This is a genomic window from Rothia sp. HMSC071B01 (genome assembly GCF_001808945.1).
GTDB lineage: Bacteria > Actinomycetota > Actinomycetes > Actinomycetales > Micrococcaceae > Rothia.
Window position 1 is genome coordinate 150,540 of the sequence record NZ_KV795071.1, and the last position, 20,075, is coordinate 170,614.

The 20,075-nt window shown below is 58.4% G+C and carries 20 protein-coding genes and 1 pseudogene; 14 read left to right on the forward strand and 7 right to left on the reverse strand.

Annotated elements, in window-relative coordinates; translation table 11 throughout:
* The 12 genes and pseudogenes from HMPREF2527_RS04110 to HMPREF2527_RS04155 all read left to right on the forward strand — a co-directional run.
* Positions 1–689: DUF6318 family protein (locus tag HMPREF2527_RS04110; RefSeq protein ID WP_070506558.1), on the forward strand; the 689-nt coding region annotated here is incomplete at its 5' end.
* Positions 690–1,225: 536 nt separating this feature from the next.
* A complete protein-coding gene (locus tag HMPREF2527_RS09870) occupies positions 1,226–1,519 on the forward strand; it encodes a hypothetical protein (protein ID WP_246824770.1) in 294 nt (97 codons plus the stop codon).
* A gap of 120 nt (positions 1,520–1,639) precedes the next feature.
* Entirely contained in the window at positions 1,640–1,888 is a 249-nt protein-coding gene (locus tag HMPREF2527_RS09875) for a hypothetical protein (RefSeq protein WP_246824771.1), read from the forward strand.
* Between the two features lie 181 nt (positions 1,889–2,069).
* Positions 2,070–2,786 (forward strand): DUF6318 family protein, encoded by a 717-nt coding sequence (locus HMPREF2527_RS04120; protein WP_070506560.1) that lies wholly within the window; start codon positions 2,070–2,072, stop codon positions 2,784–2,786.
* A gap of 47 nt (positions 2,787–2,833) precedes the next feature.
* The gene (locus HMPREF2527_RS09880) at positions 2,834–3,139 is read left to right on the forward strand and encodes a hypothetical protein (protein ID WP_239662341.1); all 306 of its coding nucleotides are present in this window, start codon (positions 2,834–2,836) and stop codon (positions 3,137–3,139) included.
* Between the two features lie 21 nt (positions 3,140–3,160).
* Positions 3,161–3,562 (forward strand): annotated as a pseudogene (locus HMPREF2527_RS09885) (DUF6318 family protein); the annotation flags it as partial.
* 48 nt (positions 3,563–3,610) lie between these two features.
* On the forward strand, positions 3,611–4,327 hold the full coding sequence (locus tag HMPREF2527_RS04130; RefSeq protein ID WP_070506562.1) for a DUF6318 family protein: 717 nt from the start codon (positions 3,611–3,613) through the stop codon (positions 4,325–4,327).
* 267 nt (positions 4,328–4,594) lie between these two features.
* Entirely contained in the window at positions 4,595–5,605 is a 1,011-nt protein-coding gene (locus HMPREF2527_RS04135) for a YeiH family protein (RefSeq protein ID WP_049340581.1), read from the forward strand.
* Positions 5,606–5,855: 250 nt separating this feature from the next.
* On the forward strand, positions 5,856–6,356 hold the full coding sequence (gene ybaK, locus HMPREF2527_RS04140) for a Cys-tRNA(Pro) deacylase (RefSeq protein ID WP_070506566.1): 501 nt from the start codon (positions 5,856–5,858) through the stop codon (positions 6,354–6,356).
* Between the two features lie 87 nt (positions 6,357–6,443).
* Positions 6,444–6,890, forward strand: coding sequence for a peptide-methionine (R)-S-oxide reductase MsrB (msrB, locus tag HMPREF2527_RS04145; RefSeq protein WP_070506570.1), 447 nt, complete (start codon positions 6,444–6,446; stop codon positions 6,888–6,890).
* Positions 6,891–7,104: 214 nt separating this feature from the next.
* On the forward strand, positions 7,105–8,370 hold the full coding sequence (locus HMPREF2527_RS04150; RefSeq protein ID WP_044150550.1) for an HRDC domain-containing protein: 1,266 nt from the start codon (positions 7,105–7,107) through the stop codon (positions 8,368–8,370).
* 201 nt (positions 8,371–8,571) lie between these two features.
* Entirely contained in the window at positions 8,572–9,102 is a 531-nt protein-coding gene (locus HMPREF2527_RS04155; RefSeq protein WP_044150551.1) for a Rieske (2Fe-2S) protein, read from the forward strand.
* Positions 9,103–9,303: 201 nt separating this feature from the next.
* On the opposite strand, the gene dxs is transcribed toward HMPREF2527_RS04155, so the two are convergent.
* The 3 genes from dxs to HMPREF2527_RS04170 all read right to left on the reverse strand — a co-directional run bounded on the left by dxs (position 9,304) and on the right by HMPREF2527_RS04170 (position 15,570).
* Positions 9,304–11,376 (reverse strand): 1-deoxy-D-xylulose-5-phosphate synthase, encoded by a 2,073-nt coding sequence (gene dxs / locus HMPREF2527_RS04160; RefSeq protein WP_083294455.1) that lies wholly within the window; start codon positions 11,374–11,376, stop codon positions 9,304–9,306.
* A 237-nt stretch (positions 11,377–11,613) separates the two neighbouring features.
* Positions 11,614–13,251: a class I SAM-dependent RNA methyltransferase gene (locus HMPREF2527_RS04165; protein ID WP_012903711.1), complete on the reverse strand. Its 1,638-nt coding sequence runs from the start codon at positions 13,249–13,251 to the stop codon at positions 11,614–11,616.
* A gap of 189 nt (positions 13,252–13,440) precedes the next feature.
* Positions 13,441–15,570, reverse strand: coding sequence for an APC family permease (locus HMPREF2527_RS04170; RefSeq protein WP_070506573.1), 2,130 nt, complete (start codon positions 15,568–15,570; stop codon positions 13,441–13,443).
* Between the two features lie 195 nt (positions 15,571–15,765).
* On the opposite strand from HMPREF2527_RS04170, the gene HMPREF2527_RS04175 reads away from it, so the two are divergent.
* Together HMPREF2527_RS04175 and HMPREF2527_RS04180 are read left to right on the forward strand one after the other, a co-directional pair.
* The gene (locus HMPREF2527_RS04175; protein WP_070506576.1) at positions 15,766–16,632 is read left to right on the forward strand and encodes a potassium channel family protein; all 867 of its coding nucleotides are present in this window, start codon (positions 15,766–15,768) and stop codon (positions 16,630–16,632) included.
* The gene (locus HMPREF2527_RS04180; protein ID WP_070506578.1) at positions 16,633–17,286 is read left to right on the forward strand and encodes a potassium channel family protein; all 654 of its coding nucleotides are present in this window, start codon (positions 16,633–16,635) and stop codon (positions 17,284–17,286) included.
* A gap of 130 nt (positions 17,287–17,416) precedes the next feature.
* Here the strand turns inward: HMPREF2527_RS04180 and HMPREF2527_RS04185 are convergent, their stop codons facing one another.
* From HMPREF2527_RS04185 to dut, 4 genes are all read right to left on the reverse strand, one after another.
* Positions 17,417–18,214, reverse strand: coding sequence for a DUF3159 domain-containing protein (locus tag HMPREF2527_RS04185; RefSeq protein ID WP_070506580.1), 798 nt, complete (start codon positions 18,212–18,214; stop codon positions 17,417–17,419).
* Positions 18,204–18,743 carry a hypothetical protein gene (locus HMPREF2527_RS04190; protein ID WP_049337394.1) on the reverse strand — a complete coding sequence of 180 codons (540 nt, stop codon included), beginning with the start codon at positions 18,741–18,743 and terminating at the stop codon, positions 18,204–18,206. The genes HMPREF2527_RS04185 and HMPREF2527_RS04190 overlap by 11 nt, the downstream gene beginning before the upstream one ends.
* Positions 18,743–19,534, reverse strand: a complete 792-nt coding sequence (locus HMPREF2527_RS04195; protein WP_049337392.1) for a DUF3710 domain-containing protein — start codon at positions 19,532–19,534, stop codon at positions 18,743–18,745. Before HMPREF2527_RS04195 ends, HMPREF2527_RS04190 begins: the two co-directional genes overlap by 1 nt.
* A 77-nt stretch (positions 19,535–19,611) precedes the next feature.
* Entirely contained in the window at positions 19,612–20,058 is a 447-nt protein-coding gene (dut, locus tag HMPREF2527_RS04200) for a dUTP diphosphatase (RefSeq protein ID WP_070506583.1), read from the reverse strand.
* Positions 20,059–20,075: the final 17 nt, after the last annotated feature.

Here is a 20,075-nt window from a genome sequence, read left to right on the forward strand (position 1 = left end):
CCCTGCTGGGTAGCGGCGCACTTGTGGGCCTGGGGGCCCTGCTTGCGGCATGTGGCCAGCAGGCTAACAATGAGGCGGCAGCTACCGCGACCGCCGCGCCGAGCGAGACCGCTTCGGCATCTGCGGCAGCTACTGAGTCACCTTCAGCGAGTACTACCCCTAAACCGAAGGTTACTCGCGGATACTCAGGACAGTCCAAGGCACCCGATGGTGAGTACCGTAAGGCAGACGGCTACGGACCCGCGCAGAATGTCCCCAAGCCTCGTAATGAGCCCGCTCAGTATCCTGAGACCGAAGAAGGCCTCAATCGTATGATGGAGGATTGGGTCAATGCCCATAACTACGCAATTCAGACTGGTGACTGCTCCTATGCCTTCAAGTATGTAACAGAAGATACTGAAGAATATGGGTTCTACAAATATATTGAAATACTTTACAAAAATGGCGGATGGGCTGTAGATTCCCTAGATTCGTACCAGAGTGAAAGCGCCCTATTTTATGATGAATCTAAGAAAATCTATCGCATGAAAGTCCGCAGAATTTGGTCAACTGAAATATACATTGAATCAAATGGAGATATAACGAGAAAGGCAAACACTGATACAAGTGACGATACTTTCTACTTCCTTTATACCTATTCTAATGGTTATTGGAAAATAATCGACAGCAAGTACGAGAACGAACTTTAGAGGCTAATTGAAATATGAAGAACATTAGCAAAATATCTACGCTTTTTATACTTTCAACATTAATTGTATCTACCTTAAATATCCCCCCAGCATTAAGCAGTGAGTGCACCACGGGAGATTCAAATGGACATTGTGTTAAAGTCTCCAAAGATAAGCAAGTTCCGAGCTCAAATCGCAAAGGAAACAAATCCGAGAATAATACGCAAGACTTAGTAAAAGCTAATTCAACTCCATCAGGATCAGCAATTTCTCCAGAAGAGGCAGTCCAAAAATGGAATGAAGAACATCCAATACAACTCGATGGAGCAAATCAAACATATCGCGCAAGTAGCGTCAAAGCCCGACAAGCCGGAGATGCAGAATGTCATACAGAACCAGACCATCGTCCTGGCCACTACGTCATAGGATCACTACCCCTGGGAGATAACGCTAACAGAATACCCAACCAGGTCGGCGGGCGCTACTGCGTACCCAATGACACTAAAACCCTCACCTCCAACAATCCTGAACAGCCCAAGGGCCCTTCTCCTGAGGAAATGCTCCAAGAAGTTGAGGACCAATTCGCTAACACCAACATCCAGGCCCCCGTACTGAAGCAGTCCTACAACCTTGGCACCGGCCTGGGTGAAGATAACCCCAACGTCTACAAGAACCAGGCCGTCAACTTCTACGTCGATGCACCCACCGCACGTTGGGAAGGCGACCTGATGATTGGCCACGTTGAGATGGAGTCCTACCCCACCCAGATGACCATCCAGTACGGCAACGGTGACGAGGGCAGCTTCTACACCATGGGCAAGCCGGTTAGCAGGGCACGTGGTGAAGAGTAACGCAAGACCGCGACCAGTTATACCTACAAACGTTCAGGTAATTTCCATGCGTACGCGACCGTTTCTTATTCTGGCCGTTTCCGTGTTGACGGTGGCGATTGGCAGGCTCTGGATGTCGTTTTGACGAAGGAAACTGTCGATCCGCTGCTGATTCGTGTGTGGTGGGTTGATGTGGGTCGTGTCGGCGGCACCTGCGATGAAGACGACACTCGTTGGGGTTGCAAGAACGATCCCACGATGGGTAAGAAGGATAACCCGAACCCACGCCTGCGCAAGGCCGATATCCGTACCGGTCAGCGCTGGCACCTGAACGATAGCGGTGACGGGGATACGGAGTATTCGTTGCACCGCGACTGGCCCGACATGTAAAGCCCCCCGTGGGTCTTACGTTGAGAAGCCACATGTTCGCCGAGAAGCCACGATAATGGTGGCTTTTCGAAACACATGTGGCTTCTCAGCTATTGGATTCTTCTCTGTGGTTGGTTAGTCTTCCGGTTTCTAACCAGCCCCCCCTATTCACACTTCACACCGATACGAGGAATGTATTTCCATGACTTCCGTTTTTCTTACCCGCCGCGCGATGTTGAGCGGCGGCGCACTTGTGGGCCTGGGGGCCCTGCTCGCAGCCTGCGGTCAGCAGGCCGCTAACGAAGCGGGTGCTTCGGCGTCCTCAACCGCTACACCGAGCGAGTCGGCGTCGGCTTCTGAGTCGCCTTCGGCAAGCGCTACCTCAAGAGTAACTCGCGGGTATTCAGGTAATTCTAAAGCTCCTGACGGAGAGTACCGTAAAGCCGATGAGTACGGTCCTGCGCAGAACGTCCAGGAACCCCGCAAGGAACCCGCACAGTACCCTGAGACTGAACAAGGCCTCTACCGCATGATGAAGGACTGGGTTGTTGCGCACAACTACGCTATCCAGACCGGTGACTGCTCCTACGCGTTCAAGTACATCACGGAAGATGCAGAAGAATATGAGTTCTACCTGTATATTCAGGGTCTTTATCAGCGCGGTGGTTGGACTGTTGATGGTCTGGATAGCTACCAGCCAGAGGGCCCGCTCATCTACGATGAGGCGAAGAAAAAGTACCGTATGCTACATCGCCGGTTCTGGAGCACTGTTATGTACGTGGAATCTAATGGCCACCTCACAATGAAGGCTAACACTGAGACTAGTGACGATACTTTCTATTTCCTTTTCACCTACTCTGATGGCTATTGGAAGATTGCTGGAAGTAAATCAGACGAAGAATTGCAAAACGAGAAATAGCCTTTTCCTTTAACTCACCACCACCCCGATACGAGGAATTTATTTCCATGACTTCCGTTTTTCTTACTCGCCGCGCAATGTTGAGCGGCAGCGCAATGTTGAGCATTGGTACCCTGTTCGCAGCCTGCGGCCAGCAGGCGGCTAATGAGGCGGTAGCCGCCGCCTCCGCAGCACCGAGCGAAACCGCTTCGGCGGTTGCGGCAGCATCTGAGTCGCCTTCGGCAAGCGCAACCCTGAAGCCGGTCGTTACCCGCGGCTACTCCGGCGGTTCCAAGGCACCTGACGGCGAGTATCGCAAGGCAGACGGATATGGTCCTGCACAGAATGTTCCTCTTCCGAAAGCAGAGCCGTAGCAGTACCCCGAGTCTGAACAAGGCCTCTACCGTATGATGAAGGATTGGCTTGTCTCCCATAACTACGCGATTCAGACCGGTGACTGCTCCTACGCTTTCAAATACGTTACGGACGAATCTGAAGAATACGGATTTTACCTGTTCATTGAGGACCTTTACCAGAACGGCGGGTGGACTGTTGACGGGCTGGATAGCTACCAACCCCAAGGCCCGCTCATCTACGATGAGGCGAAGAAAAAGTACCGAATGCTGCATCGCCGGTTCTGGACCACTGTTATGTACGTGGAGTCTAATGGTCACCTTGATATGCAGGCTAATACTGACACCAGCGACGATACTTTCTACTTCCTTTTCACCTACTCTGACGGCTATTGGAAAATTGCTGGCAGTAAAACGGAAGAGGAATTGCAAAACGAGAAGTAGCCTTTTCTTTTGATTCACATACCACACCGATATAAGGAATCTACTTCCATGAATTCTGTTTTTCTTACCCGCCGGGCGATGTTGAGCGGCAGCGCATTTGTGGGCCTTGGCGCCCTGCTTGCAGCGTGTGGCCAGCAGGCAAATAATGAGGCGGCAGCCACGACTTCCGCTGCGCCGAGTGAGACCGTTTCGGCTTCTGCGGCGGCATCTGATGCGGCTTCTGCTTCCGCTACTCCGAGCCCGGTCATTACCCGCGGCTACTCGGGTGGCTCCAAGGCACCTGACGGCGAGTACCGCTCGGCTGACAAATACGGTCCAGCCCAGAATGTACCCAAACCCACTGCGCCCGAAGATGGCTACAACGAAAAGTCTCTAGAAGGCCTACGTAAAACATTTGACGCATGGGTCCAGTGGGGAAACTACGGTATCCAGACTGGTGACTATGCAAAGGCACGAGAATTCATCTCGCCTAATTTCAGCTCCGAATTAGAAGCCTACGAAAGCGTCGAAAAACTATACAGGCGCGGCGGATGGGTTATCGACGGTATCGAAAAATTTACAGCTGATGGGTCGCCTTGGTCCGAAGACGGCGAAACATATTTCTGGAAAATGTATCGTAACTGGAATCAGGAAATCCACGTTGAACCAGACGGTAAATGGACTGCGTGGGATAACGAGGATAAAACTAACGATACTCTCAAAGTCAAAATGAAACATGACGGCCAAAAGTGGTCAATTCTAGACTTCGAAGAATTCAACGTCTAAGCAGCATTCACCTTTTACACACCACACCGATATAAGGAATACGTTTCCATGGCTTCCACTCTTTTGACCCGCCGCGCAATGACATGCAGTATGTATGGCCCTATATGCTGGATACCTACGAGAAGGATATTAAGTTCCTCAAGGATATCGAACGCCTTTATCAGCGCGGAGGGTGAGGTGGTGCGCTCCCCGGACTGGGTCTGTATTCCTACTTTCTAGTTTACCAAATAAGACTATAATAAGGAGTATCTATTTTCGGAGGTTTTTATGTCATTTCTATCAAAAAATTGGGCAGGGCTGTCAGTCTGTCTGATCATTTCTATCATCTCTTGGGTTTTAGGAGGATTTCTGCCTGTTGTGGGAGCACCTGTTTTCGCCATTTTTATCGGAATGATTCTCCATCCCTTTCTCACTTCCTATACACAACTGGATGCCGGTTTGACTTATAGCTCCAAAAAATTGCTTCAGTATGCTGTTATTTTGCTTGGGTTTGGACTCAGTATCTCACAAGTTTTCGCAGTTGGAAAATCTTCCCTTCCTGTCATCATTTCGACCATTTCTATCGCTTTAATTATTGCTTTCTTTTTCCAACGCTTTTTTAATCTGGATACAAAGCTTGCTACCTTGGTCGGTGTAGGTTCTTCTATCTGTGGCGGTTCTGCCATTGCAGCGACTGCTCCTGTTATTCACGCCAAGGAAAAAGAAGTGGCCCAAGCCATTTCTGTTATCTTTTTCTTCAATGTCTTGGCAGCTCTTATCTTTCCAACTCTAGGTTCTTGGCTCCATCTTTCCAACGAAGGTTTTGCTCTCTTTGCGGGTACTGCGGTCAACGATACTTCCTCTGTGACAGCTACTGCTAGTGCCTGGGATAGTCTTTACAATGCAAACACTCTTGAGCCTGCAACTATTGTCAAGCTGACACGTACTCTAGCTATTATCCCTATCGTTCTCTTCCTCTCCTATTGGCAAAGCCGTCAACAAGGCAACAACCAAGGAGTGAAGCTTAAAAAAATCTTCCCCGTTTTCATTCTCTACTTTATCCTAGCTTCTCTGCTAACTACTCTTCTCACATCTTTCGGTGTCAGCAATAGCTTCTTTTCACCTCTCAAACAACTCTCCATATTCCTCATCATCATGGCTATGAGTGCTATTGGTCTCAAAACCAACCTCATTGCTATGATCAAATCCAGTGGAAAATCCATTTTTCTTGGAGCCCTTTGCTGGATTGCTATCATCTTGACTAGTCTTGGCATGCAATTACTCATCGGTATTTACTAAGAAAAAAGGGAGCCTAAAGGCCACCTCAGAACGTAGACAAATCAGATGGATTTTGGACTGTCGTTGGCTCGCTTTCTCAAGAGCAGCTGAAGGAAAAAGGGCTACTGAAATAACCCCATAACCATTGAGAAGCCACATGTGTTTCGAGAAGCCACCATTATTGTGGCTTCTCGAAACACATGTGGCTTCTCGGCGCATGGGTATCAGCGCATAGGTATCGGCGCGTGGTGACTTCCGTAAAATGGTATCTATGGCTAAGAAAACTAAAGGTAAGAAGAGCGGCGCAGCAACCGCCGCCGTAGCACTGCTGACCGAAACGAACACCCCCTTCCAGATGCGCGAATACGAGCACGTTGAGGGCGTCACCTCCTTCGGTGAAGAGGCCGCGAAGAACCTCGGCGCCTCCGAGGAGCAGGTGTTCAAGACCCTGCTGATTGTGCACGAGAAGGATTTCGCGGTCGCAATCGTACCCGTGTCTGGCAAGCTCAACGTGAAGGCGGCCGCCGCAGCCCTCGGCTGGAAGAACGCCTCCATGTGCGACCCGAAGGTCGCCGAACGCCGCACCGGCTACGTGGTCGGAGGCATCTCCCCGCTGGGCCAGAAGACCCCCTCCCCCACCCTGCTCGATGAGTCTGCGCAGCTTTTTGACACGATCATGGTCTCTGGCGGTAAGCGCGGCCTGGACGTTGAGCTCGCCCCGGACGACCTGCTGAAGCTCACCAACGGCAAGTACGCTGACATCCGCGCTTAGTCCGCGCTCAGCGGGAATAATCCGCCCGGCCGCGGCGTTACATATGCCGTAAGAGTCTGGGCATGAGAGCAAACTGAAGGAGTCATGATGGGCAATTCGCTACCCGGCGTGGGTGCTATCGCCAAGAACTGGCGTGAGGTGCTCAAGCCTGAAGAGTACGCTGTTCTGCGTGAGGGCGGCACCGAGCGCGCGTTCACGGGCGAGTACTGGAACACCCACACGGAGGGTGTGTATTCTTGCCGTGCCTGCGGTACGGAGCTGTTCCGTTCTGATCAGAAGTTCGATTCGCATTGTGGTTGGCCGTCGTTTTTCGCGCCGCTGGCTGAGGATCGTGTGCGTTACCTGGAGGATACGACGTTCGGTATGCGCCGTGTGGAGGTGCGTTGCGCCGCCTGCGATTCGCATCTGGGTCACGTGTTTGAGGGTGAGGGTTTTCCGACTCCCACGGATTTGCGGTATTGCATTAATTCGGTGTGTCTGACGCTGACCCCGGCTGGTGAGGCGTCAGCTGACGAGGCGGAATCCGCGGAATAAACCCAGGCAATGCCCCCTCGCGGGCACACCGGTGAACCCCTTATTGTGAGTCTCTCTAAATTCGAGGCTTTAAGCTCGGGCGGGTAGAATGGCGTAGTGCCTTCGCGGGCACGCCACCCCGCCCGGGCTCGTGTTTGCTCGGGCGTACGCCTACCCAGGCATCTGGCGCATCGTATGGGCGCGTCGAACCAGACAGAGGAAAAGGATTGAGTGCATGAGTACCGCAGCTGAACAGAATGCCGCAGGCACCCCTCAGCTGACCCTTAACGGTATCGAAGTTCCGGACGTTGTTCCTCTGGAGGCCCCTTCCTCACCGATTCCGACTCTCATCACCACTGAGAGTGGTCTGCGTCGTGCCGCTGAGCAGTTGGCGGCGGCGTCCGGCCCGGTGGCTGTTGATACTGAGCGTGCTCAGGGCATCCGCTACGGTTCGCGTGCTTTTTTGGTGCAGCTTAAGCGTGAAGATCAGTTGTACCTGATTGACCCTGAGGCGTTTAAGGATTTGCGCATTATTAACGATGCTTTGGCGGATGCTGAGTGGGTTATTCACGCCGCGATTCAGGACTTCCCGAGCCTGGATATGCTCGGTATGCGCCCGAACCGCCTGTTTGATACGGAGCTTGGTGCGCGTCTTGCCGGTCTGGAGCGCGTGAATCTGGGTGCGACCGTTGAGGAGCTGCTCGGCTATAAGCTGGCGAAGAAGCACTCGAAGGAAGACTGGTCGCGCCGCCCCCTGCCGGAGTCTTGGCTGAACTATGCGCTGCTGGATGTTGACGTGCTCATTGATTTGCGTGACGCGTTGGAGGATTTGCTCCGCCAGCAGGGTAAGCTGCAGTACGCTCTGGAGGAGTTCGAGTACCTGTGCAAGACCCCGGTGAAGGATCCGACGGATCAGCCGGAGCGTTGGCGTAAGACGAAGGGCCGCACGATGTTGCGTTCGGTCAAGCAGCTGACGGCGCTGCGTAACCTGTGGCATGAGCGTGACTCGCTGGCGCGTAAGAAGGACGTTGACGCGAAGCGTCTGCTACCCGATTCTGCGATTGTGGAGGCGGCACGCACCATGCCGCGTAACGTGCCCGCGGTTATGGCGATCCCCGGTTTTCAGACGCGCGGTCTGCGCCGTGAGGGCCCGCGCTGGGTGCGTGCTATTGCCGCGGCGGCACGCGGTGAGAACGCCGTACCGTTCACTTTGCCGTCGACTGCCCCGCCGCCGTTGAAGGCTTGGGAGTCTAAGCGCCCCGAAAACTTGGCGCTGTTCACCGAGGTTCGTCAGGCAATTGATGAGCTCTCTGAGGAGCTGACCATTCCAGCGCAGAACCTGATCACGACCGATTATGTTCGCCGCCTCTGCTGGGAGCCGCCGGCGCGTTTTGACGAGCAGACCCTGCGGGATGCACTCGCCGAGTACGGTGCGCGCCCCTGGCAGACTGGTCTGGTTGCCCCCGTGATTGCGCCGATTTTTGCCCGTCACCTGGGGTAGATTTCACTAACGCTCAATAGATGTGTGCCGGTTGGGTGTGTTGCTGATGCGACCACCCGACCGGCATTTTGTGTGCCTCCGGAGTGTGCCTCAGGATTTTGTCTCGGGGGGGGAGCAAATGCGAACCAAGCTTCGCCTGCTCTCATTCGATTTTTATCCCAAACCGGCATAGGGTGGAAAGAGTACACGAAAGGAACCACCATGCCCGCACCCAACGGATGCTGCCGCTCTCAGAAGGCGTGCGCCTCCCCCGCCGCAGTCGAGTCTAATGCCGTCGACACCGCAGTCGATACCGCAGAGACTGAATCTTCTGCGCGCGTCTTCTCCCGCCGCGCAACCCTCGTCACCGGTGCCGTCGCGTCCGGTGCGCTACTCGCTTCCTGCGCCGAAGGTGACGGCGCCGTCACCGCCCCGGAAGGCACCGTTGAGGTGGGTTTCGCCTCCGCAGTGGGCGTGGGCAAGACGGCGCGTCTGACCCACGGCTCCACGACCGTTATCGTGTCCCAGCCGTCTTCGGGTGAGTACAAGGCGTTCAGCACCGTGTGCACCCACCAGGGTTGTCAGGTGCAGGTGCAGGACTCCAACCGCATCGTGTGCCCCTGCCACGGTTCCGAGTACGCCGTAGCTGACGGCTCGGTAGTGCACGGCCCTGCGGAGGCGCCTCTGACCAGCTACCCAGTGCAGGTGAAGGGCGGCAAGATTTTCGTCAGCGGCACTACTAACAATTCCTAAAACCACTACTTCTCATGCTCATAAGCTCAGGCGCTGGCCGATAGCGCCCCGTACAGTGGATACAGCATAGTGCATACGGCAAAGCCCCGCCCATCACAATCGATGGGCGGGGCGTTAATGTCTATACTGTGTCCGTCGCTAAGCGCCTGCTATTGCGGCGCGCTACTAAGAGAAGCTCAGGCGGCACTCAGATACGACCGCTTAGCGGGTGTGGCGCGGCTTCTGGCCCTCTTCACGTGCGAACGGCACCTTATCGCCTGCCAGCTGCGCACGCAGGTCCGCGATAATGGTCTCCGCGGTGAGGCCGACCTCTTCCAGGATCTCTTCACGGGAAGCGTGCGGGATGAACTCCGCCGGAAGACCCAGCTCGCTCAGCGCGGTATCCACACCAGCTGCACGCATTTCCTGGCGGATGCGCGAACCCACGCCGCCGGAACGCACGCCGTCCTCAATGGTCACCACAATGCGGTGATCACGGGCCAGTTCAATGACCGAAGGCGGCACCGGCATCACCCAGCGCGGGTCAACGACGGTCGACTGAATACCCTCAGCGGCAAGCACCTTGGAGGCTTCCAGAGCCACACGAGCCATAGCACCCACGGCAACGAACAGCACGTCACGCTGACCGGTCTCCGGGTGGGGTTCACCGGTGCGTGCCAGCACGTCCACACCGTCGCTGCGACGCTCCAGGGCGGGAATGTCCTCACCCACGGAGCCCTTCGGGTAACGAATCACGGTCGGTGCATCGTTGATAGCTACGGCCTCACGCAGTTCTTCACGCAGGGTCGCACCATCACGCGGAGCCGCCAGGTGCAGACCCGGAATGAACTGCAGCATCGCCAAATCCCACATGCCGTGGTGGCTTGCGCCGTCCGGGCCGGTAATGCCGGAGCGGTCCAGCACCACGGTCACGCCCGCCTTGTGCAGGGCAACGTCCATGAGCAGCTGGTCAAAGCCGCGGTTCAGGAAGGTTGCGTAGAGGGCAACCACCGGGTGCATGCCGCCGTACGCCAGGCCGGCGCTCATCGCCACGGCGTGCTGCTCAGCGATACCTACGTCAATAACGCGCTCGGGGTGGCGTTTCTGGAATTCGCGCAGACCCACGGGGATGAGCATCGCGCCGGTAATACCGACGACGTTCTCCTGCTCATCCGCAATATCCGCGATTTCGCTACCGAAGACACCGGTCCACGACTCGGAGGTGCTGGTCGAAACATCCTCACCGGTCAGCGGGTCAATCTGGCCCACCGCGTGGAACTGGTCGTCCTCATTCGCGCGGGCGGGCGCGTAGCCGTGGCCCTTCTCGGTAATGGCGTGCACAATCACCGGGCCGGCGTAGTTCTTCGCCGCGGTCAGTGCGTTCTCCACAGCCTGCTGGTCGTGGCCGTCAATGGGGCCCACGTACTTCATGCCCAGGTCTTCAAAAATGCCCTTGGGTACGACGACGTCCTTAATGCCCGCCTTCATGCCGTGCAGGCCGCGGTACACCATCTGACCAACGGGGCCGCCGCGCTGCAGACCGATGCGCACCGCATCCAGGGCGTGGTCGTAGCGGTGATCGAGGCGCACGCGATCCACCTGCTGCTGCACACCGTGCTTCAGCTCAGACAGCTGGTTCGCAAAACCGCCAATGGTCGGCGCGTAGGAGCGGCCGTTATCGTTGACCACAATCACGACCTTGCGGGTGCGGTCGGCAGCAATATTGTTCACAGCCTCCCACGCCATACCGCCGGTCAGCGCGCCGTCACCAATGAGGACCACGGTGTAGCGGTCATCTTCACCGTTGAGCTTGTGCGCGCGAGAAATACCGTCAGCCCACGAAATCGAGCTGGAGGCGTGCGAAGAAGCAATAATGTCGTGCTCAGACTCGCCACGATCCGGGTAACCGGACAGGCCGCCCTTCTGACGCAGAGTCTTAAACGCGTGACGACCAGTCACCAGCTTATGCACATAGGACTGGTGGCCGGTGTCGAAAAGAATGTTGTCCTTGGGAGATTCGAAGACACGGTGAATGCCGAGGGTCAGCTCCACAACGCCCAGGTTCGGGCCCAGGTGACCGCCGGTCGCCGACACGTTCGTCACGATGAACTGGCGGATCTCCTTAGAGAGCTCCTCCAGCTGCTCGTAGCTGAGGTTCTGCAGGTCCGCCGGGCGCTGAATACCCGGGAGCAACTTAGCAGTGGCGCCATCGCCAATGCTGTAGTCGGCGGTGGGTGCGCCACCGGCGGCGCTATTCGGGGTCTCCTCCTGCGGCAATGCGTTTTCAGCGGACATACACCCACACTCCTCAAGGTCGGGGCACGGCTCATTCCGTGCGTTGGTTCTTCAATGATTCTACCGTTTACGATGCCAAAAAGCAGATTTATGCGCCCGCAGAGCAAGACGCACCGGGTTGAGCGAAAACGGCCTGAAATAACCCCTAGTGGGCAGGCTGGTGAACAGCCCAACCCGTCCAACACGGCGATTATTTGCTGCTTTGTTACGGCTACTAGCCTCGCGCTACTCTCCGCACTACTTGGTGCGGCGGCGGCGCGGACGAGGCTTCGCCGGGGCACGCTCAAAAAGCGCAACCGTCTCCACATGATGCGTATTCGGGTACATATCAAACGCCCGAAGCTGCACCATATCCCAACCCAGCTCACGCAAAATACCGGTGTCACGACCCAGGGATGCCGGATCGCACGCCACGTACAGAATACGCTTGGGGTCCAGCGCATCCAGGCGTTCCAAGGTGGTTCGGTTCGCGCCCTCACGGGACGGGTCAAGGACCACCGCATCAATGGCGGGGATTTCGCCAAACTCAAGGGCGGTCTTCAAGTCCACCAGGTGACGTGCCACGTCGCCGCGAATCACCTCAATGCGGGTGTCCGCAGAGTTCTCGGTGCGGGAGCAGCCATCCGGCGCGAAGTTCGAGCGCGCATCCTTATGGGTCACCGGGGAGCCCTCAATGCTGACCACGGTGCCGGTGGCGCCCACGGCGTCCGCGAGCGCGGCGGTGAACAGACCCGCGCCGGCGTACAGGTCGAGGGTGCATTCGCCTTCCTGCGGGCGGAGCATGGTGAGCATGGTTCCGACCATGGTGGAGGGGGCGGCGCGGTGAATCTGCCAGAAGCCGCCGGCGGACACCTGGTAGCTGAAGCGGCGGGAGCCGAAGGTGACTTCTTCGGTGACGGAGCGCAGACCCGCGCCGAGCAGCTGGTCGCCTTCGGGTACGCGGCGGTAGGGGCTGTGGGCGGAACCGGGGCGGCGGCGCTTGGGCTTGCCGTTGGAGGTGGACTGCGGGGTAAAGAACAGCGAAATCTTGCGCTTGGCGAGCAGACCCCAGGCGTCGGATGCCTGCTGTTCGATGTCCTTAGCGACCTCCTCGACGGAGAAGCGCGGGTCGACGATGAACTGCAGCAGGACCCTACCGCGGGAGGAGACGGTCGCCTCGACTTCGCGTACGCCGCGCAGGTTCAGCTGTTCAAGCTGCAGGTTACGCAACTCGGTGGCGGCGAGGGGAAAGTCGACGACCGGTACGGGCTGGGAGGCGCGGTACGGGTGCATGCCGACGCGCCAGGTGACGGCAGGGCTCTTCTTGCCGCCGTTCTGCTCTTCGCTATTGTGCGCGCGGACCTTGGTCACGTTGTAGCGCACGCGGCTACGCCAGGACAGACCCTCGTTGTTATCGCGCAGGGGCAGCTCTTCAACCATGAGGTTGGTCAGCAACGGCGATTCGAGGGGCAGGCCGCCCAGGCGGTTGATTTGGGTGCGGACGATATCGGTCTTGTAGCGTCGCTGCTCATCCAGGTTGATGTGGCCGTACTCCATGCCGCCGAGTAGTTCGGGTACGCCGGTTGCTGCGGCGCGTTCCTCTTCGGTGGCGAGCGCATCCGCCTGAATCCAGGGGTGGGCACGGCGCGCCAGGGAGGGTACGGGTACGGAAATAACGTCCGCGAAGTAGAAGCGGCGCTTGGGGCCGATTGCGGTGATGCGTACTTCTGCCTGTTCGCCGACGATGCCGTGACGCACAAAGATGACGCCCTGTTCGGTGCGCGCTACGAAGGCGCCGCCGTGTGCGGGTGCCTCACAGGTGACGGTGAGGGTCTGCCCGACGCTGTATCCGTCTACTTTTTTGGAGGCGGCAGGCGTGGTAGCAGTGTGAGTCACAGCATTGTCTCCTAAAGAATCACTTAATGTGAACTATTTTACACCGGTTTGTATCTTTATTCCGATTCCGACGCCCCGCTAGGGGTACCGAATAGGGCGTAAAGGGCAAAGTCCAGGCGCTATTCGAGGGGATGTACGAGGCTACGTACGGGGTGTACGGAGGCTCAGAAATCGGCTTAGCCGATACGGCTAGCGCTTCTTCTCGCGCGCCACAGCGTCCGCCTCGTGCAGGCGGCCGCGGTACACCGCGTGGCGGTTACTCTGAATCAGTTCGCGGCCGCCACCGGCTGAACGAGTAATCTTCGGGGCGACAGCTGCCGTTGGGTCCTCTGCTTCTACCGTTGATTCTTCGCTTTGTAAACGCTGATCAAAAATCTCATCATACACCTCATCCTCGTGCATCGCCCAGGGCACGGTTGCCGTCATAACGCCTGGCTCATGCAGAAGCGCCTGCTTGAGGCGGCGCACCGTGCGGCGGTGCAGAAGACGCTGCCACCAGTGCTCCACCACGAATTCCGGCAGGTAGACCACCAAAATATCGCGCGGTGACTTCTTGCGGCGGCGGCGAATATACGAGACGACAGCATCCACCGTGTCACGGTACGGCGAGTCAATGACCGACAGCGGCACCGGAATACCGAGGGCGTACCAGCGCTTCTTCACGACCTCCAGGGCGGCCCGGTCATTGTTGACCGTCAGCGCCTCAATCGTGGAGGGGCGACCGGCACGCGCATAGGAGAGAGCACGAACCACCGGGCGGCGCACACGCTCCACGTACACGATGGCGTGCACACGCGAAGGCAGGGCCGCCACATCCGCAACGGATTCGGCGTTCAGGGGGATGTCCAGGGCGGCATCCACCGCATCGTAGTGGCGGCGAGTCACAACCATACCTCCAACCATCAGGGCAATCATTCCAAGGGAGAGCCACGCACCGGCGGCGAACTTCGTCACCACGACGATGACCAGCACCGCGGCGGTTACGACCACACCCACCACAGAGACAGCGATATCACGAATCAGGGCGCGGCGCGGCATCTGTGCCAGGGTGATGCGCAGCAGACGCATGCGGTAGCGCACCACCGCCAGCTGAACCAGCACCATCGACAGGCACATGCCCACGATGTACAGCTGAATCAGCGAGTACACGTCCGAGCCGAAAACGGTGGTGAGGAAAATTGAGAATGCCGACAGCGCCAGCACACCGTTCGCATACAGGCCGCGTGATTCCATGCTGCGGAAGAACACCGGCAGGTACTGGTAATCAGCCAGCGACGAGGCAATCACCGGGAAGCCGGTAAACGCAGTCAGCGAGGCAATAATCAGCACGCCCACCGTGGCAAACACCAGCAGCTGCGCGAAGAACGGAACACCCTGATAAATCGCCAAAGCCACCTGGTACAGCGCCGGCTTCTGGTGGAAGTACTCCCCCGGCGCGTGCCCGTCAATGAACAAGAAACGGGTCGTATCGTGCACCATGTGCACGCGGGTTGCCGCCGCAAAACCGAGCAGGCTCACCAGCAGGACCGAGGTAATCAGGCCCATCATCATCATGGTGACCGCCGCGTTATATTTCTTCGGACGGCGGAAATACTTCACCGAATTAGAGATCGTAGAAACACCCGAGAACGCCACCACACCGGCGGAGAACGAACGCGCCAGAAGCAGCACCAGCGCCAAGCCTTCCAGGGCATGATCGTGGTATTCGGGGGCAATCACGTAGGTCGCCGACTCAGCCAGCGGCAGGGTACCCGTCGCGGCACGAATCCAACCCACAATGAGGGTCGCTCCTAACAGCGCCAAGAAAACGTACAGCGGCCAGTACGCAATCTTGCCCAGCAGCTGCACGCCACGCAGCGCAAACAGCGTCAGGGCAACAATGAGCAGCACCGCAATGAGGGTGCGCCAATCCTGAATCTGCGGGTACAGCGCCACCAAAAACGAGGACGCCGAAGACATCGAAACCGCCACTGTGAGCATATAGTCCATCAGCGAGGAAGCGCCCATCACGATCGAGGGCAGCGCACCCAGTTTGTGGTGCACCAGCTGAATATCGCCCTTGGAGGCAATCTGGTTAATGTTGTACCGGTAGGTGCCAATCACCAGCAGACCCACCATCGCCACACCCAAACCAATCCAGGGCGAAAAAGCGAGCGCAGAGGCACCCGCGGCGGCAAGGGTCAGAATCATCTGATCGGCGGCGTAGGCGACCGAAGAGATGCCGTCGGCACCGAAAAGAGGCAGGGCGTAGCGCTTCGGCAGATTGACAGCCGAAAGATTTCGCGTGCTGACCGGCCTGCCGGTCAGGGCGATGCGCATCTTATCCCAACGATTCCTCACGCTGTTAAGGCTATAGGTCGCGGCTTCAAAGCTCAATTTTATTCAGCCGAATAGTGGGCATGGCGAGCGGAATATCACGGAGCATCGGCGCGGAGGCTCACCCGCCCATTACACTGGTAGGGGTAGGCGGTAACGCCTTATCGACACAAAACATCAACACATTCGGAGGGTTGTATGCCTCACTTCGTCATTATGGGTGCCGGGCGCGTGGGCGTCATGTTGGCGCGCACTCTGGAAGCTTCGGGGCATACGGTCGCCGTCATTGACCAGGACGAACGTGCTTTCCAGCCGCTGCGTAAGGGCTTTGAGGGCCGTCTGGTGACCGGTGTTGGCTTCGATGAGGACACTCTCAAGCGTGCCGGTATTACCGAGGCGTATGCTTTTGCCGCCGTCTCTTCGGGCGATAACTCGAATATTATTGCCGCCCGTGTGGCACGCGAAATGTTCAAGGTGAAGAACGTTGTGGCGCGTGTGTACGACCCGAACCGCGCCGAGTTCTTCCAGCGTATGGGTATTCCTACGGTGGCGTCGGTGCGTTGGTCCACCGACCAGGTGCTGCGCCGCCTGCTGCCCGAGCAGGCGCTCAAGGGTGATTTTCGTGAACCCTCGGGCCGCCTCATGCTCACCGAAATTCCGCTCGACGACGGCTGGGCGGGTCACGCGCTGACCAGCATCGAAAGTGCCGCCGGGGTGCGCATCGCCTACATCACCCGATTCGGTGAGGGTATGCTCCCCCGCCCCGATTCCGCCTACCAGCAGGGCGATAGCGTGCACGTCATGATGCGCACCGACGACGTTGCGGACGTAACCCGTATTCTCTCCCGCCCGCCGCGCGTTGAAGACGAAGAAGTGGAGGTGGACTATGCCCCCGCCTCGGGCCACCGCAAGCACCCCCACGCCCCGAAGAAACCCGCCGAGCAGAAGCACAACGACGGCCCCGTTGTCGAGCATGAGTTCCACCTCGGTGACACTCCCCCGGAGCTGCCCGACCCCCTCGAACTCATCGGCCGCCATCGTGATTCCTCGAAAGGTGAGAAGTAAGTGAAGGTCCTTATTGTTGGTGCCGGTTCCGTGGGCGCCTCCATCGCTAAAGAGCTCATGATGAACGGCCACGACGTGACCATCATCGACTCCAAGCCCGAAGTCAAGAAGCGCGCCGATTTGCCCGGCGTGCGCTGGCATATAGGTGACGCCTGCGAACTGTCCGTACTGCGCCAGGTGCACCCGAACAAGGCGGATGTGGTCGTTGCCGCAACCGGTGACGACAAGGCAAACCTGATGGTGTCTCTGCTGGTGCGCAGTGAATTTGGTGTGCCGCGTACCGTGGCGCGCGTGAACAACCCGCGTAATGAGTGGCTCTTTGACGATTCCTGGGGCGTGGACGTTGCCGTGTCCACCCCGCGTCTGATGACCGCTCTCGTCGAGGAAGCCGTGGAAGTCGGCGACGTGGTGCGCCTGCTGACTCTGCAGGCTGGCGGCGCGACCCTCGCCGAGTACACGGTGCCCGCGGACCACCCCGTCATCGGTTACCGCGTGGATCACGTGCAGTGGCCTGCCGATACGGTGCTCACCGCGATCCTGCGTGACGGCGCACCGATTCCGCCCAGTGCCGACGTGGCGATTGAGGGCGGCGACGAGCTGTTCTTCATCACGACCATTGCCGGTGAGGACCAGATCCGCGCACTGTTCGCCTAAGCGTTTATGCGCAAGCTTTTGCATAGCGTTTATACGTAAGTTTTGAGGAGGCGAAGGCCCCGGTCCCCTTTACGGGTACCGGGGCCTTCGCATACTTCTACGAAGTTCTTCTATGTATGAAGTTGTGGGATTAGCGGCTTTCTGAACCGTCAACTTCGGCAGTGTCGGCAGTTTCGTCAGCCTCTGGGTCCTCGTTCACCGGCGCCTCCTCGGGAGCCGACACACGCCACGCCAGCCACACGCCCAAAGCGTACAGCGGCAGACCCATAATCAGGCGGGTCGCGCCCAGCGCTTCCACATTATCCGCAAAATACAGGGGCACCTGCACGGCAAGGCGCAGCATCATCAGCACGGTAATAATCCAGGTCGCCAGCATGTACTGGCGCAGGCGCACCGGGTTCTGGCGCCAGCTCAGCGCCTCACCGCGAATGACCGCAAAAATCAGACCCATCAGCGGCCAACGCACCAGCATCGACAGCAGATACGCCAGGATGTACACGCCGTTCGTCCAGAAGCCCACCACAAAGTAGTCGCTCGCATTACCGGTACGGTACGCGGCAAACGCACAAATCGCCACGCCCACCAGACCGGTCAGCGCGCTCACCAGCTTAGAGCCCTGCACCAGGCGAATCAGGGTGAACACGCCCGCCGCAGCCAGCGCCGCAATCAGGGACAGGTTCAGTTCCTTCGTCACGGTGAACAGCACCAGGAACGCCACAGCGGGCAGGGAGGATTCCACCAGGCCGCGCCAGCCGCCGATAGCGTGCAGAATATCCACATCACCGTTGGCGGTGCGGCGCATATTCGCACCCATGGAGGCGCTCAGGCTCTGCGCCAGCTGATTTTCCTCCCGCGCCGGGTCAACAGCCGGGCTAGTTGCGGGGTTAGCGTTCGGATCGGGCTGGGTCGAAGACTGCTCAGCGCTCATGTTTTCCCTTCTCAACAAAGAATTGCGGCACGATCTCATAGCGCGGGTTATAAATCACCGGCTGATGAGCCCTCACCGACACCACACCGGAACAGCGCAGCAACGCACCGGCAAGCACGCCGGGCACCATCCGCTGCCCCTGCCACTTCAGCAGCACCCTATCCCCCGGGTTGAACGGCGCATACGGCGGGAAAGACACCTCGTGAGGCTCCTGCACCGCCACGGTCGCCAAAGACGCCGTGTTCAAATGGTGCTGCTTCTCGAGGTCCTCGGATTCCTCCTCGAAATCCTCACCGGGCGGCTCCACAATCGGCATACCAATCAGCGCCAGCGGACTCGACCACTGCAGGGGCTTCGACTTAGCCACCACCAGCTCGGCACGGTACATCGGCTTATCCTGCAGCGCAGGCAGCCATACCTGCTCCACGCGTCCGGCAAGGCGTACGCGAAAGCGCTCGGGGTACCCGGGAGCAAGAATCTGCTCCTCAGGAACCGCGAGCGCACTCGGGTAGTTCGAAAACTCAGGCATTAGCCAATCTCGGTAATCTCAGGGCCGCGGCGAGGCATCGGGCGCAGCTTGCTGTGCTCGTTCTCGGTTTCTTCCTCAACGGCGGGCTCTTCCTCAGCCACAACCAGGTCGGCGGGCAGAGTCATGGGCAGCAGCTCGCGCGGCGGGCGCGGGTCGTCGCCACGGTCCACCACGACAGTGCGGAAGACTTCCTCCACGGAGGCGGCAGCCTTATCGTCACCGAGCACAGCCGCGCCGGAGATGACGCCGCGCAGGAACCAGCGGGGGCCGTCCACACCCACGAAACGGGCGATGCGCTCGCCGGGCTGACCGTCCGGGGTGACGGCGGGCAGGCGGGTCAGCATCTCGGCACCGAATACGCCGGCGTAGATTTCGACGATGCCGCCCTGGGAGGCGACGGACTCGGTCAGGTCGTGACGGATGTCATCCCAAATGCCGGTGGTGCGCGGTGCGGCGAATGCCTGCACCTGCAAGGTTGCGCCGTCGCGGGTGATGGTTGCGGCGATTACCGCGCCGGTTGCGTCGTCAGTTTCGAGGCGCAGGTTCATGCCGTCGAGCAGCTTGATGCGCAGTGCACCCAGGTCGACGTAGTCTTCGAGGTCTTCGGCGGTGACTTCTTCAATGTCGTGCGGGCCGTTGACGCGGTCGTACTTGATGACCTCGGGAGAGTTCTCCTCTTCCTTCAGCTCCTCAACCTCGACGTTGGTCTCCTCAATCTCTTCGGCGACAGCCTTGTCGATGGCGGCCTTTTCAGCCTCCTCGGCGTGCTTCTTCTTACCAAATCCGAACATGGTATTCCTACTTTCACCGCACGCAGGGTGCGGGGGTTTCTTCTCTTCTCTCGTGCGGTTTTCGCGGTGAGAGCAGACTAGTGGATTCCGCTGGAGCCGAAGCCGCTGGAGCCGCGTTCGGTCTGTTCCAGTTCATCCACCACGGTAAAGGTTGCGTGCTCGTACTTCTGAATGATCAGCTGGGCAATGCGGTCGCCGCGCTGCACGTGGAAGGACTTGGTCTTGTCAGTGTTGAGCAGGGTGACCATCAGCTCGCCGCGGTAGCCGGAATCAACGGTGCCGGGTGCGTTCACAATGGTGATACCGTTCTTGGTTGCCAGGCCGGAGCGCGGGTGCACCAGACCAACGTAACCTTCGGGCAGGGCAATTGCCACGCCGGTGGGAACGAGGGCGCGTTCGCCCGGTTCCAGCTCGAAGTCGATACGGGAGCGCAGGTCAGCGCCGGCGTCGCCGGGCTTTGCGTAGGCGGGTGCGGGCAGCTCGGGGTCGAGCAGCTTAATGTGGACGTTTACGGGGGTCATCATGGTCAATACTCTAACCT